Source organism: Georgenia sp. EYE_87, assembly GCF_023148685.1.
Classification (GTDB): domain Bacteria; phylum Actinomycetota; class Actinomycetes; order Actinomycetales; family Actinomycetaceae; genus Georgenia.
Genome location: NZ_JAHXNL010000002.1, coordinates 228,196 through 241,200 on the forward strand (window position 1 = coordinate 228,196; position 13,005 = coordinate 241,200).

The 13,005-nt window shown below is 73.5% G+C and carries 14 protein-coding genes; 9 read left to right on the top strand and 5 right to left on the bottom strand.

Annotated features, from left to right (window positions below):
• Positions 1-389: 389 nt before the first annotated feature.
• Positions 390-1,670 (bottom strand): ROK family transcriptional regulator, encoded by a 1,281-nt coding sequence (locus tag KZX45_RS04400; RefSeq protein ID WP_248256496.1) that lies wholly within the window; start codon positions 1,668-1,670, stop codon positions 390-392.
• A 68-nt stretch (positions 1,671-1,738) separates the two neighbouring features.
• Here KZX45_RS04400 and xylA point away from each other — a divergent pair, with 68 nt between their 5' ends.
• Complete coding sequence (gene xylA / locus KZX45_RS04405; RefSeq protein ID WP_248256497.1) at positions 1,739-2,920, top strand: xylose isomerase; 1,182 nt, start codon at positions 1,739-1,741, stop codon at positions 2,918-2,920.
• 8 nt (positions 2,921-2,928) lie between these two features.
• On the top strand, positions 2,929-4,386 hold the full coding sequence (gene xylB / locus KZX45_RS04410; RefSeq protein ID WP_248256498.1) for a xylulokinase: 1,458 nt from the start codon (positions 2,929-2,931) through the stop codon (positions 4,384-4,386).
• Positions 4,387-4,570: 184 nt separating this feature from the next.
• Here xylB and KZX45_RS04415 read toward each other — a convergent pair whose 3' ends face one another.
• Together KZX45_RS04415 and KZX45_RS04420 are read right to left on the bottom strand one after the other, a co-directional pair.
• Entirely contained in the window at positions 4,571-5,239 is a 669-nt protein-coding gene (locus KZX45_RS04415; RefSeq protein ID WP_248256499.1) for a TrkA family potassium uptake protein, read from the bottom strand.
• Between the two features lie 22 nt (positions 5,240-5,261).
• Positions 5,262-6,659, bottom strand: coding sequence for a potassium transporter TrkG (locus KZX45_RS04420; RefSeq protein ID WP_248256500.1), 1,398 nt, complete (start codon positions 6,657-6,659; stop codon positions 5,262-5,264).
• A 119-nt stretch (positions 6,660-6,778) separates the two neighbouring features.
• Between KZX45_RS04420 and KZX45_RS04425 the strand changes: the two genes are divergently transcribed.
• From KZX45_RS04425 to KZX45_RS04435, 3 genes are all read left to right on the top strand, one after another.
• Positions 6,779-7,957, top strand: a complete 1,179-nt coding sequence (locus KZX45_RS04425; protein ID WP_248256501.1) for an acetoin utilization protein AcuC — start codon at positions 6,779-6,781, stop codon at positions 7,955-7,957.
• Positions 7,958-8,192: 235 nt separating this feature from the next.
• The gene (locus KZX45_RS04430; RefSeq protein WP_248256502.1) at positions 8,193-8,408 is read left to right on the top strand and encodes a helix-turn-helix domain-containing protein; all 216 of its coding nucleotides are present in this window, start codon (positions 8,193-8,195) and stop codon (positions 8,406-8,408) included.
• 100 nt (positions 8,409-8,508) lie between these two features.
• Positions 8,509-8,607: a 30S ribosomal protein bS22 gene (locus tag KZX45_RS04435; RefSeq protein WP_005504750.1), complete on the top strand. Its 99-nt coding sequence runs from the start codon at positions 8,509-8,511 to the stop codon at positions 8,605-8,607.
• Positions 8,608-8,679: 72 nt separating this feature from the next.
• Here KZX45_RS04435 and KZX45_RS04440 read toward each other — a convergent pair whose 3' ends face one another.
• Positions 8,680-9,519 carry an HAD-IB family hydrolase gene (locus KZX45_RS04440; RefSeq protein ID WP_248256503.1) on the bottom strand — a complete coding sequence of 280 codons (840 nt, stop codon included), beginning with the start codon at positions 9,517-9,519 and terminating at the stop codon, positions 8,680-8,682.
• A gap of 375 nt (positions 9,520-9,894) precedes the next feature.
• Between KZX45_RS04440 and KZX45_RS04445 the strand changes: the two genes are divergently transcribed.
• Entirely contained in the window at positions 9,895-10,152 is a 258-nt protein-coding gene (locus KZX45_RS04445) for a glutaredoxin family protein (protein ID WP_248256504.1), read from the top strand.
• A gap of 210 nt (positions 10,153-10,362) precedes the next feature.
• On the opposite strand, the gene KZX45_RS04450 is transcribed toward KZX45_RS04445, so the two are convergent.
• Positions 10,363-10,902 (bottom strand): YceI family protein, encoded by a 540-nt coding sequence (locus KZX45_RS04450; RefSeq protein ID WP_248256505.1) that lies wholly within the window; start codon positions 10,900-10,902, stop codon positions 10,363-10,365.
• A 265-nt stretch (positions 10,903-11,167) separates the two neighbouring features.
• Here KZX45_RS04450 and KZX45_RS04455 point away from each other — a divergent pair, with 265 nt between their 5' ends.
• The 3 genes from KZX45_RS04455 (at position 11,168) to KZX45_RS04465 (ending at position 13,003) form a co-directional block, all read left to right on the top strand.
• A complete protein-coding gene (locus tag KZX45_RS04455; RefSeq protein WP_248256506.1) occupies positions 11,168-11,653 on the top strand; it encodes a MarR family winged helix-turn-helix transcriptional regulator in 486 nt (161 codons plus the stop codon).
• 67 nt (positions 11,654-11,720) lie between these two features.
• Positions 11,721-12,404, top strand: coding sequence for a histidine phosphatase family protein (locus KZX45_RS04460; protein WP_248256507.1), 684 nt, complete (start codon positions 11,721-11,723; stop codon positions 12,402-12,404).
• Positions 12,401-13,003, top strand: a complete 603-nt coding sequence (locus KZX45_RS04465; protein WP_248256508.1) for a TlpA disulfide reductase family protein — start codon at positions 12,401-12,403, stop codon at positions 13,001-13,003. Before KZX45_RS04460 ends, KZX45_RS04465 begins: the two co-directional genes overlap by 4 nt.
• Positions 13,004-13,005: the final 2 nt, after the last annotated feature.

Here is a 13,005-nt window from a genome sequence, read left to right on the forward strand (position 1 = left end):
GGCCCGAAGCGGCCCGGCGGGCCCCGGCGGCAGTCCGGCGGCGACGTCGAAGCCGCCGCTCGGCAGCCGGCCGGGGGCGCGACGGTCGTCGAGGACCGCGAGCCCCTCGGCCGCGCGCCGACGGAGCCCGGGCAGCCGCGGGCGGCTGGTCAGCGCCGGGGTCCGCCAAGGGGCCTGGCCGGTCAGGGAGGTCCGCCGTGCCCCGTCGGTGCGCTCGGGCGCTCACCGTCCGCCGTGCCCGGTCGGTGCGCGCGGGGGACTCACCGTCCGCCGAGCCCGGTCGGTGCGCGCGGGGGACTCACCGTCCGCCGAGCCCGGCCGTGCGGGCCGGGGCCCACGGCCCGCCAAGGCAGGGGCCGCGGCCGGGGGGTCCGCGTGGGGCCGGCCGCCTACGCGGAGGTGTGGGTGACGGCGTCGATCCAGGCCGCCGGTTCCCGCGCGACCCACTCGAGGGCGCGCATGGCGCCACCGGTCGCGGCTGGTGCGGCGTCCATGGGGGCCACGCGGAGGGTGGTCGAGGACCATGGGCCGGCGAGGGTGCGCACGCGCAGCTGCTCCTCGATGCCCGGCCGGAGCAGGTCGACCAGCGGGATGAAGGCGGCGCCGAGGACGATCTCGCCGACGTCGACCACGTTCACCGTGCCCGCCAGCGCGATTCCCAGCGCCCAGGCCGCGCGCTCGACGGCCACCCGGGGGGCCCCGTAGCCGGACGCGGCCGCGGCCGCCAGCTCGGCCGGCGTCGCCGTCTTGGGCAGCGCGGCCGCCTCCAGCACGGCGTGCTTGCCCGCGTAGCGCTCCAGGCAGCCACGCGCCCCGCAGTGGCACTGGGGGCCCGTGGGCTCGATGGACACGTGCCCGATCTCGCCGGCCCAGCCGTGCTGGCCACGGACCACCCGCCCGTCCACCACGATCCCGGCGCCGACGCCGATGTCGCCAGCGACGTACAGGAACGTGCTGGAGTCGGCCACGCGCCCGGGTGCCTCGTGGGCGACCCCGTAGGCGGCGAGGTTGGCGTCGTTGTCGATGAGCAGGTCGACGCCGGGCGGCAGCAGCTCGGGTCCCATGAGGTCGGCCGGCGCGAGCTCGTGCCAGCCGAGGTTCGGTGCTAGCAGCAGCCTCTGGGTGCTGGTGTCGACCAGCCCGGGCAGTCCGAGGCAGGCGCGGGCGACGCGAGCGCCCGAGCCGGTCGTGCGGGCGACGAGGTCCCGGGTGAGGTCGCCGGCCGCACCCAGCACGGCGGCGGGGTCGGACGACTCGAAGTCGCCCGCGACGTGCTCCTCGGCCACGATCGCACCCGTCAGGTCCATCACGCGGCCGGCCATGTAGTCGACGTTCACCTGGAGCCCCAGGCCGACGATGGTGCCGCCGGCGGGCGTGAGCGGGACGGCGGGCCGGCCGGGGCCACCCGCCCCCCGCGGATCGTGCTCGGCCACGATGCCGGCGCGGATGAGCTCGTCGACCAGCCGTGAGACCGTCGAACGTGTCATCCCCGTAGTGGCCGCAAGCCGCGCCCGGGAGATCGGCGCGCTGGCGAAGATCGTCTCGCTGGCCAGGGCGAGATTGTGCTCGCGGAGGGACGATTGGCGCGCCGCGCCGGAGTCGCCCCGTGACCGCGTGCGTGGGGCCTGGACCGGCTCGGGCGCAGCGCTGCGCTCGGAACGTGTGCTCACGGCTTGACCCTATCGGATCGCTCCCGGTAAGTTGCATCGCACAACAAATCTCGACGAGGAGACTCACCATGGTGCGCAAGCCCACCCCCGAAGACCGCTTCTCCTTCGGCCTCTGGACCGTCGGCTGGACGGCCCGCGACCAGTTCGGCGAGGCCACCCGCCCCGCCCTCGACCCTTGGGAGTACGCAGCACGGCTGGCCGAGCTCGGGGCGTGGGGCGTGACGTTCCACGACGACGACGTCGTGCCGTTCGGCTCCGACGACGCCGCCCGCGAGCGGATCCTCACCACCTTCAAGAAGGCGGTCGACGACGCCGGCCTCGTGGTGGAGATGGTCACCACCAACACCTTCTCCCACCCCGTGTTCAAGGACGGGGCGTTCACCTCCAACGACCGCTCCGTCCGCCGGTTCGCGCTGCGCAAGATCCTGCGCAACGTCGACCTGGCCGCCGAGCTCGGCGCCGAGACCTTCGTGATGTGGGGCGGACGCGAGGGCAGCGAGTACGACGGCGTCAAGGACGTCCACGCCGCGCTCGACCGCTACCGCGAGGGCATCGACGCCGTCGCCGGGTACATCAAGGAGCAGGGCTACGGCCTGCGCATCGCGCTCGAGCCGAAGCCGAACGAGCCGCGCGGCGACATCCTGCTGCCGACGGTCGGGCACGCGCTCGGCTTCATCGCCGAGCTGGAGAACGGCGACATCGTCGGCCTGAACCCCGAGACCGGCCACGAGCAGATGGCGGGCCTGAACTACACCCACGGCCTCGCCCAGGCCCTGTGGTCGGAGAAGCTGTTCCACATCGATCTCAACGGTCAGCGCTCCATCAAGTTCGACCAGGACCTCGCCTTCGGCCACGGTGACCTGCTCTCCGCCTTCTTCACCGTCGACCTCATCGAGAACGGCTTCCCCGGCGGCGGCCCGCGCTACACCGGACCGCGGCACTTCGACTACAAGCCCTCGCGCACCGAGGGCATGGAGGGCGTCTGGGAGTCCGCGCGGGCCAACATGGAGATGTACCTCGGCCTGGCCGAGAAGGCCCGCGCCTACCGTGCCGACCCAGAGGTCAGGGAGGCCTTCGAGCAGTCCGGCGTCCTCGAGCTCTCGCAGCCCACGCTCGCCGAGGGCGAGACGCTGGCCGACCTGATGGCCGACCGGTCCGCGTTCGAGGACTTCGACGCCGAGGCGGCCGCCCGGCGTGAGTACGGTTTCGTCCGGCTGAACCAGCTGGCGATCAACCACCTCATCGGCTGAGGTCGACGATGGGCGAGACGCTGGTCGCGGGGATCGACTCCTCGACGCAGTCGTGCAAGGTCGTCGTGCGCGACGCCGAGACCGGGGCGCTGCGCCGCTTCGGCCAGGCCCCCCACCCGGAGGGGACCGAGGTCGACCCCGAGGCCTGGTGGGACGCCCTCCAGGCCGCCGTCGCCGCGGCGGGCGGGCTGGACGACGTCGCCGCGGTCTCGGTCGCCGGCCAGCAGCACGGCATGGTCGTCCTCGACGCCAACGGCGAGGTGATCCGCCCCGCCCTGCTCTGGAACGACACCCGCAGCGCCCGCGCGGCCGAGGACCTGATCGCCGAGCTCGGCCGGGCCGGCTCGGGTGATCCGGGCGCCGGCCCGGCCGCCTGGGCCGCGGCGACGGGCACCGTGCCCGTGGCCTCGCTGACCGTGACCAAGCTACGGTGGCTCGCCGACCACGAGCCCGAGAACGCCGCCCGGGTGGCGGCCGTCGCCCTGCCGCACGACTGGCTCACCTGGCGGCTCGGCGGGGCGGGGTGCTGGGACACGCTCGTGACTGACCGCTCGGACGCCTCGGGCACCGGCTACTTCGACACGGCGGCGGGCATCTACCGGCGCGACCTGCTGTCGCTCGCGCTGCGCCGGGACGACACGGAGGGCATCGTGCTGCCCCGTGTCCTGGGCCCGGCCGGTTCGGCTGGGGCAGGCGAAGCCTCGGCGGGCCTCGGCCACCTCGTGCTCGGGCCTGGCGCGGGCGACAACGCCGCGGCCGCCCTGGGCCTGGGGATGAGCCGGGGCGACGTGGCGATCTCGGTGGGCACCTCGGGCGTCGTCTCCGCGGTGTCGGCGGAGCCGGTGGCGGACCCCTCGGCCCTCGTGGCGGGGTTCGCCGACGCCACCGGCGCGTTCCTGCCGCTGGCGGTCACGTTGAACGGCTCACGGGTCCTCGACGCGACCGCCCGGTTGCTCGGCGTCGACCACGCCGGTCTCTCCGCGCTCGCGCTCGCGGCGGAGCCCGGCGCCGCCGGGCTCACGTTCGTGCCCTACCTCGAGGGCGAGCGCACCCCCAACCTGCCCGCCGCGACCGGCTCCCTGGTCGGGATGTCGCTGGCGTCCATGACGCCCGAGAACGTGGCTCGTGCCGCGGTCGAGGGGCTGCTGTGCGGCCTCGCGGACGGGATGGCGGCGATGGAGGCGCAGGGTGTGCCGGTCGAGCGCATCCGCCTCATCGGCGGCGGTGCGCGGTCCGAGGCGCTCCGGGGCATCGCCCCGGCCGTCCTCGGCCGCCCCGTGCAGGTGCCGGAACCGGGGGAGTACGTCGCCGACGGCGCGGCCCGCCAGGCCGCGTGGGTCCTCGCGGGCACGGCGGGGCCGCCGGAGTGGTCGACGTCGCGGGTGCGCACCTACGAGGCGGAGCCGACGGCCGTCCGGGAGCGCTACTCGGCCCGGCGGCACCTCGTCGCCGAACGCCAGCCCTGACGCGCTCGCGTGCGGCGCCGCCCGGGGCGTTGTGTCCTGGGCGGCGCGGCCGAGGCTGCGCGGTCGGCGATGTGCGGCTGGAGGTGTGGCCGAGGCTGCGCGGTCGGTGATGTGCGGCTGGAGGTGTGGCCGAGGCTGCGCGGTCGGCGATGTGCGGTTTGTGCCGCGCGGCTGGAGGTGGCGGTCAGGGCCGGTGAGCGAAGGTCTCCAGCAGCCCCGAGTCGCCGCTGACGATCAGCAGGTCGTCCGCGCCGACGCGGGTGGTAGGGGTGGCGTACTCGAACGGCTCGCCCGGCGGCTTCACCCCGATGACGGTGACGCCGTACTTCTCCCGGACCCTCGACTCCTCGAGCGTGAAGCCCTGCGTCTCGCGCGGAGGGCGCATCTTGACGATCGTGAAGCCGTCCTCCATCTCGATGTAGTCGAGCATGCGCCCGGAGACCATGTGGGCCACGCGCGCCCCGGCGTCGTACTCCGGGTAGACGACGTGGTGGGCGCCGATGCGCCGCAGGATGCGTCCGTGCTCGGCGCTGATCGCCTTGGCCCAGATCTGCGGGATCTCGAGGTCGACGAGGTTCGCGGTGATCAGCACCGAGGCCTCCAGCGAGGTGCCGACGCCGACCACGGCCACCTGGAACTCCTCGGCACCGAGCTGCTCGAGGGCGTCGGGGTTGGAGGCGTCGGCCTCCACCAGCGGAAGCCGGTGGGACCACTGCTGGACGAGGTCCGGGTCCCGCTCGACGGCGAGCACCTCGCGCCCCAGCTTCTCCAGGGTCGCGGCCAGGGCCGCGCCGAACCGGCCCAGGCCGATCACCAGGACCCCGGTGTCCCGGGACACCTGCCTCTCACTCATCAGAACTCCTTAGCTGTCCCGGTCAGCCGATGACCGGGCGTTCGTTGGGCATGCGGATGACCCGGCGCCGTTCCCGGAGCGCAAGGGCGGCCGCCATGGTCATGGTGCCGGTGCGGCCGGCGAACATGAGCGCACTGAGCACGTACTTGCCGCTGTCGGGCAGGTCGGGCGTGATGCCGGTGCTGAGGCCGACCGTGGCGAACGCCGAGATCACCTCGAAGAGGACCACGTCGAGCTGGAAGTCGGTGAGCGTGAGGATGGCCAGCGTCGCGACGCCCACCAGGGTCGAGCCGAGGAAGGCCACGGACACCGCGAGCCGCACCGTGGAGGAGCCGATCCGTCGGCCGAACGCCTCGACGTCCCGGTCGCCCCGGGCCTCGGCGACGATCGCGAGGACGAGCACCGCGAAGGTGGTGACCTTGATGCCGCCCGCGGTCGACGCCGAGCCGCCGCCGACGAACATCAGCGCGTCCGTGAGGAACCACGTGGCCTCGCGCATCTCGCCCACGTCGAGGGTGGCGAGTCCGGAGGAGCGGGGGTTGAGGGCGTGCACCAGGCTCGCGAGGATCTTCGCGTCGAAGGAGAGCGGGGCGAGGGTGCGCTCGTTGGTCCACTCGAAGAGCGCGAACGCCAGGAACGACCCGAGCGCCAGCAGGCCGTAGGTGGCCAGGCTGAGCTTGGTGTGCAGGCTCCACCGGGTCCAGGGCGGACGGCGGTGCCGGCGCCGCCAGCTGCGTGCGACGTCGAGGATGACCGGGAAGCCGATCGCGCCGACGAAGGTGCCCACGACGATGGGCAGGCTGAACCACCAGTCGCCCACGAACGGCTCGAGCCCGCCGTCGATGATCACGAACCCGGCGTTGTTGAAGATGCTCAGCGCCATGAACAGCCCGTGCCACAGCGCCGTCCCGACGGGCTCGCCGAGCGTGAGGAAGCGGGGCACGAGCACGACGGTCAGGACCGCCTCGATGACCAACGAGGCGACGACGACGGCACGGATGAGGGAGCCGACCTCGCCGAGCCGCGTCGTCTTGGTCTCGGAGGCCGCGAGCATCCGCTGGGTCAGCCCGATGCGGCGCGAGACCGCCAGGCCGAGGATCGAGGCGAGCGTCATCACGCCAAGCCCGCCGATCTTGATGCCGACGAGGATGACGACCTGGCCGAAGGTGGACCAGTAGCTCGCCGTGTCGACCGTGACCAGGCCGGTCACGCACACGGCGGAGGTCGCGGTGAACAGCGCGTCGGCGAACGGGGCGCGGTCCCCGCTCGCCGTCGCGGCAGGGAGCGAGAGGAGTGCCGTGAAGATCGCGATGATGGAGGCGAAGACCATCAGCGCCAGACGAGCGGGGGAGTTGCGGGCGACGTGGTCGACCCAGTCCCGGCCCGCCTCGAGCACGCCGGAGGTTCGTGTCGGCTGCACGCATCCTCCCGATCGTCGTCGCCCGCGTCCCGCTCAGGTCGGGAACACTCTGGCACGGCGCGGACGCCGACGCCGCGGCACGGCCCGGTGCGTCGGCCCCGGGGACTACGGTGAAACCCATGTCAGCGACGGTGATGGTCTGGTCGGAGGATCTGGTCGGCTACGACTTCGGCGCCGGCCACCCGATGGCGCCGGTCCGTCTGGTCCTCACCTACGAGCTGCTCTCCGACCTCGGAGTGCTCGTCGCCCCCGGCCTGAGTCTCGTGCCTGCGCCCGTGGCCTCCGACGCCGAGCTCGAGCTGGTGCACACCGCCGACTACGTGGCCGCCGTTCGCGAGGCGGAGGAGGACGGCCGGCCGCGGCCGGAGCGGGGGCTCGGCGACGGCGACACCCCGGTCTTCGGCCGGGTCCACACCGCGTCCGCACGAATCGTGGGCTCGACCCTTGCGGCGGCACGGGCGGTCTGGAACGGGGACGCGCCCCGGGCAGTGAGTCTGGCCGGCGGCATGCACCACGCCATGGCGCAACGGGCCTCGGGGTTCTGCGTCTACAACGACGTCTCGGTCGCGATCGCCTGGCTCCTGCAGGCGGGGGCGCGGCGGGTCGCCTACGTCGACCTCGACGCCCACCACGGCGACGGCGTCGAGCGGGCGTTCTGGGACGACGACCGGGTCCTCACGGTGTCGGTGCACCAGCACCCCGGCAGCCTGTTCCCGGGGACGGGCTACCCGCAGGACGTCGGGTCGGCAGCCGCGCGCGGCACGGCGGTGAACGTGGCGCTGCCGCCGCACACGGCCGACGCCGGATGGCTGCGTGCCGTCGAGGCGCTGGCCGTGCCGATGGTGCGCGCGCACGCGCCGGACGTGCTGGTCACGCAGCACGGCTGCGACTGTCACCGCGACGACCCGCTCGCCGAGCTCGACGTGTCCGTCGACGCTCAGCGGCGGTCCGCGATGCTCATGGCAGAGCTGGCCGACACCTACGCCGGCGGCCGCTGGGTCGCCACCGGAGGGGGCGGGTACGAGGTGGTCGGGGTCGTGCCCCGCGCCTGGTCGCACCTCGTCGCCGTCGCCGCGGGCTGCCCGGTCGACCCCAGGACGCCCGTGCCGGAGTCCTGGCGGACGATGGTGCACGACCTGGCGGACGTGACGGGTCCGCTGACGATGTCCGACGGCGGCGACCCGAAGATCAGACGGTTCACCGACGGCTACAACCCCGACGACGAGGTTGACCGGGCGATCATGGCCACCCGGCAGGCCGTCTTCCCTTGGCACGGGCTGGATCCCTACCTGGACTGACCGCAGGGCGGGGCCGGGGGCGTGAGCTTTCGAAGCCGCTCGTGGGTGGCCGCAGGCGGGCGGCGACGGCCCCGGGGGTCGAGGGGAGGGTGGCGGCACGCACGAGGCGCCATGTGGACGGGAACCGGCGGCCCACTCGCCGGCCGAAGCATTTCCGCCCGGGCGCAGTTACCCCTATATTTCGTCCATGGAGTGGCCGCCCTCGCCTGGGTGGTACCGACGAGAACGGGTGGACATGGCCGAGCAGCTGGGAGCGCCGCGGTTCCTCACCGTCGCCGAGGTCGCCGAGCTCATGCGGGTGTCCAAGATGACGGTCTACCGCATGGTGCACTCGGGGGAGATCCCCGCGGTGCGGATGGGCCGCTCGTTCCGTGTGCCGGAGGCCGCCGTCGAGAAGATGATCTCCGAGGGCCTCGGCGACGAGTGGGGCGCCGTCGGAAACGCCCGTTAGGGCGCTCGGCGCCCGAGCGGGTAGACTCACCCTGTTCTGCAGGCGGCCGGCGGCCGCGTGCTGCTGACGTTCCGCCCCCGATCATCAGTGAGGTCCCCTTATGGGCTCGGTCATCAAGAAGCGCCGTAAGCGCATGTCGAAGAAGAAGCACCGCAAGCTGCTTCGGAAGACGCGTCACCAGCGTCGCAACAAGAAGTGACGTCGGCGCCCGCTCGTCGGGCGCGCTGACCCCAGGCCCGGCCACCGCGCCGGGCCTGAGTCGTGCCGGGACTCAGACGCCCGCGCGCGAGCGCAGCTGGCGCACGACCGCCCGCACGACGACGGTCGTCGCCCACGCCGCGCCCGCCCAGCGGGCCGACCGCGCCCCGGTGCGCAGGTCCTCCCGCATCGACCGGCGCCGGCTTCGGAAGTCCCGGACCGGCCACCCCGCCGTGCCGGCGTGCGCCCGCAGGCGTGGCTCGGGGTTGATGGCGCACGGGTGGCCGACGGCGGAGAGGAGCGGCACGTCGTTGATCGAGTCGCCGTAGGCGTAGGAGACGGCCAGGTCGAGCCCACGGTCGGCGGCGAGCTTGCGCACCGCGATCTCCTTGCCGGCGCCGTGGAGCATGGTGCCCTCGAGGCGCCCCGTGTAGTACCCGTCGACGGCCTCGACGCGGGTGCCGAGCGCTCCCGTGGCGCCGAGCCGACGGGCGAGCAGGTCCGAGATCTCCGTGGGGGTCGCGGTGATCAGCCACACCTCGTGGCCGGCGGCGAGGTGCGCGTTGAGCAGGGCGCGGGTGCCGGGGAAGATCCGCAGGTCGAGGACCTCGTCGTAGACGTCCTCGCCGATCGAGATGATCTCGGCAACGGACCGGCCGATCATCAGGCGCAGCGCGCGCTCCTTGATGGCGGCGATGCGGCGAAGGTTCTCGCCGTAGAGGGCGTACGCGACCGAGTGGCGGACGGCGAAGAGGATGTCACGCATGCCGAAGAACTGACGACGGTGCAGCTCGCGGGCGAGGTGGTAGGCGCTCGCACCGCGGACGATCGTGTTGTCGACGTCGAAGAAGGCCGCCGCACGCGCCTGGCCTGCGGGCGCCTCCGCCCGCGCGGGCTCCTCGGTTGCCTCCACCTGCGCCAGCGTAGCCGGGGGTGCACCGGAGGGCCGGGCAGGCCCGCGCTCGACGGGGCGGCGCCGACGGGGTGCTGCACCGAGCCGGTCGGTGTCCGGGTGCTGCGCCGAGCCGGTCGGTGTCCGGGTGCTGCGCCGAGCCGGTCGGTGTCCGGGTGCTGCATCGGGCCGGTCGGTGTCCGGGTGCTGCACCGGGCCGGTCGGCGACCGGGCACGCACGCAGGGGAGCCCGGTGTCGTCCGCTGTCCGGTCTGTGACGCTTGTGCCCCGTTGGTGCGGGACAGAGGTGTCACATGTCGGCCACAGGTGCGCCATGGCCGGGGTCCTCTGAGCACTAGCAGCCGGCGCTGCCGGGTGCCGACGTACCCTCGGGGCATGACCGATTCCCACGCTCCCACCGCCGCGCGCGTCGTGCTCTACGGCCGCGCGGGCTGCCACCTGTGCGACCAGGCCCGCACCATGCTCGAGCGGGTGCGGGAGGACGCCGGCGAGGCGTTCGTCGAGGTCGACATCGACACCGACGACGCCCTGCGCGAGCAGTACGGCGAGCTCGTCCCGGTGGTCACCGTCGACGGCGTGCAGCAGGGCTACTGGCGCATCGATGCGGCCCGGGTGCGCGCGGCGCTGGCCTGAGAGGACGACGGCAGCGCCTGTTTCCGGCGCCTCCAGGAGAGATCGGCGACCTCGCCTCTCCGGGGCGCTCGCCTGAGAGGGCGACGACGTCGCCGCACGCCTCTGCGCGGAGCCGACCGGACAGAACGACGGCGGCACCTGGGGGAGAGGTGCCGCCGTCGCGGTCGTGGGGGCGGGTTCCGCCCGGGTGCCGCCGGAGCGGCGGGTGGGTCAGGCGTCCTTGGGGGTGGCCTCGACCTCGAGAAGGATCTTGACCTTGTCGCCGACCAGGACGCCGCCGGCCTCGAGGGCCGCGTTCCAGGTCAGGCCGAACTCCTTGCGGGAGATCTCGGTGTTCGCGGAGAAGCCGATGCGCTTGGAGCCGAACGGGTCGGTCACGGCGCCGTTGTACTCCACGTCCAGGCTGACCGGCTTGGTCACGCCGTTGATGGTGAGGTCGCCCTTGAGGCTGAAGTCCTCGCCGTCGCCCTCCAGGCCGCCGGTGACGAAGGTCCAGGTCGGCTTGTTCTCGGCGTCCCAGAAGTCGGCGGAGCGCAGGTGGCCGTCGCGGTTGGCGTCGCCGGTGTTGATGGAGGAGGCGTCGATGGTGACGATCGCGGAGGACGCGGCGAGGTCGTCGGCCACGACGATCTGGCCCTCGAACTTCTCGAACTTGCCGCGCACCTTGGAGATGCCGGCGTGGCGGACGGTGAAGCCCACCTCGGTGTGGGACGGGTCGATGACGTAGGTGCCAGCGGGGATGCTGCTCATGAAAGCGGTCCTCCAAGGTCGGGGGTTCCCGGCCCTCGGACGAGGGCGAGAAGTAGTTGACGTTTGAACTATATACTCGGGGGGTCAGGGGCGCGCAAGGGGTAGAGCCAGGAGTTCTGGTGAACGAACGGTGACGCGCCTCACGTGCCCGGCCCTACGATTTCCGGAACGGCGAGGTGCTCCGCCTCCGCAGGATTCCCGACGGACGCCGCGGCCCAGGGCTCAGCCAACGCGTCGCCCGGCGACGCCGAAAGAGGAAGTGAACATGCCCGCACCGACGTTCCCCGTCGTCACGCCGCGGTGGCTCGACGCCGACCAGCAGCGCGCCTGGCGCAGCTACCTGCGCGGCAGCGCCAGCCTGCAGGAGTCCATCAACCATGACCTCGAGCAGTCGGCCGGCATGTCGCTGAGCGAGTACGAGGTGCTCGTGCGGCTGTCGGAGGCGGAGGGGCGGACCCTCCGCATGTCGGTGCTGGCGGACGAGCTCGTGCACTCCAGGTCGCGGCTCACCCACACGATCCGGCGGATGGAGGCGGCCGGGCTCGTCGAGCGCTCGACGTGCGCGGAGGACCGCCGCGGGGTCAACGCCACCCTGACCGACGAGGGCTTCGCCCGCCTGGAGGCCGCCGCGCCGGGGCACGTGGAGTCCGTCCGCGCGCGGATGGTCGACCGTCTCACCCCGGAGCAGATGCGCGTGCTCGGCGAGATCATGTCCATCTTCGTGGAGGATGAGGAGACCGCCGCGTCATGACGTGAGCCTGGCCACCCGCGCCACCCCGGCGTGCGGTGACCGTGCCGGAGTTTGCGACACTGGGGACATGCAGCGAACGACCGTCCATCTGATGCGGCACGGCGAGGTGCACAACCCCGACGGCATCCTGTACGGGCGCCGCCCCGGCTACCGGCTGTCCGACCGCGGCCAGGAGATGGCCGCCCGGGTGGCCGACGTGCTGCACGGCGGCGGGCACGACGTCCGCCTCGTCGTGGCGTCCCCCCTGCAGCGGGCGCAGGAGACCGCACTCCCGACGGCCACCTCCTACGGTCTGGAGGTCGGGACCGACCCGCGGCTGATCGAGGCGACCAACCACTTCGAGGGTGTCGCCGTCAACGCCAACCGCATGGTGCTGGCCCACCCGCGCAACTGGCCCGCGTACACCAACCCGTTCCTGCCCAGCTGGGGCGAGCCGTACCGGGCGCAGATCCGCCGCATGCGCGACGCCGTCGCCGCGGTCCTGGACGAGGCCGCGGGTGGCGAGGCGCTCCTCGTGAGCCACCAGCTGCCGATCTGGGTGACCCGGCTGCACCTCGAGCGTCGCCCCCTCGTCCACGACCCCCGCCGCCGGCAGTGCTCCCTCGCGTCGCTGACCTCCCTGACGTTCGAGGGGCGCCGCCTCGTGGGACTGAGCTACTGGGAGCCGGCGGGCGAGCTGCTGCTCGGCGCCACCGACATGGTGCCGGGCATGTCCGCGGCCGCCGAGAACGAGGGCGAGGAGGGCGAGTGAAGCCCGGGAACCCCCGCTCCGCGGCCCTCCGCGCCGCCGTCGGCCTCGGGCTCGCGGCCGCCCTGCTGGCGGGCTGCGCCCCGGGCGGCACCACGGAGGGGGCGGCCGCCGTCGACGCCGGCTACGAGGCCGGCGACGGCTCCTTCACCACCTGGACGGCGGCCGAGCGCGGCGACCCGGTCGAGCACGCCGGCACCAGCTACGACGGCACCGAGATCGACCTCGCCGACTGGCGCGGCGACGTCGTCGTCCTGAACTTCTGGTACGCCGCCTGCCCGCCCTGCCGGGCGGAGGCGCCCGACCTCGCCGCGATCCACGCCGACTACTCGGGCCAGGGGGTGCAGCTGCTGGGCATCAACCCCCGGGACGACGCCGGTGCGGCCCAGGCCTTCGAGCGCACCTTCTCCGTGCCCTACCCCTCGCTCCACGACGAGCAGGCGCGCGGCGTGGCCGCCCTGGAGGGGCTCGTGCCCCTGCAGGCCATGCCCTCCACCGTCGTGCTGGACCGTGAGGGGCGCGTCGCCGCCCGCATCCTGGGCCAGGTCGACCCGACCATCCTGCGCGGGCTCGTCGACGACGTCCTCGCCGAGGAGGTCTGACC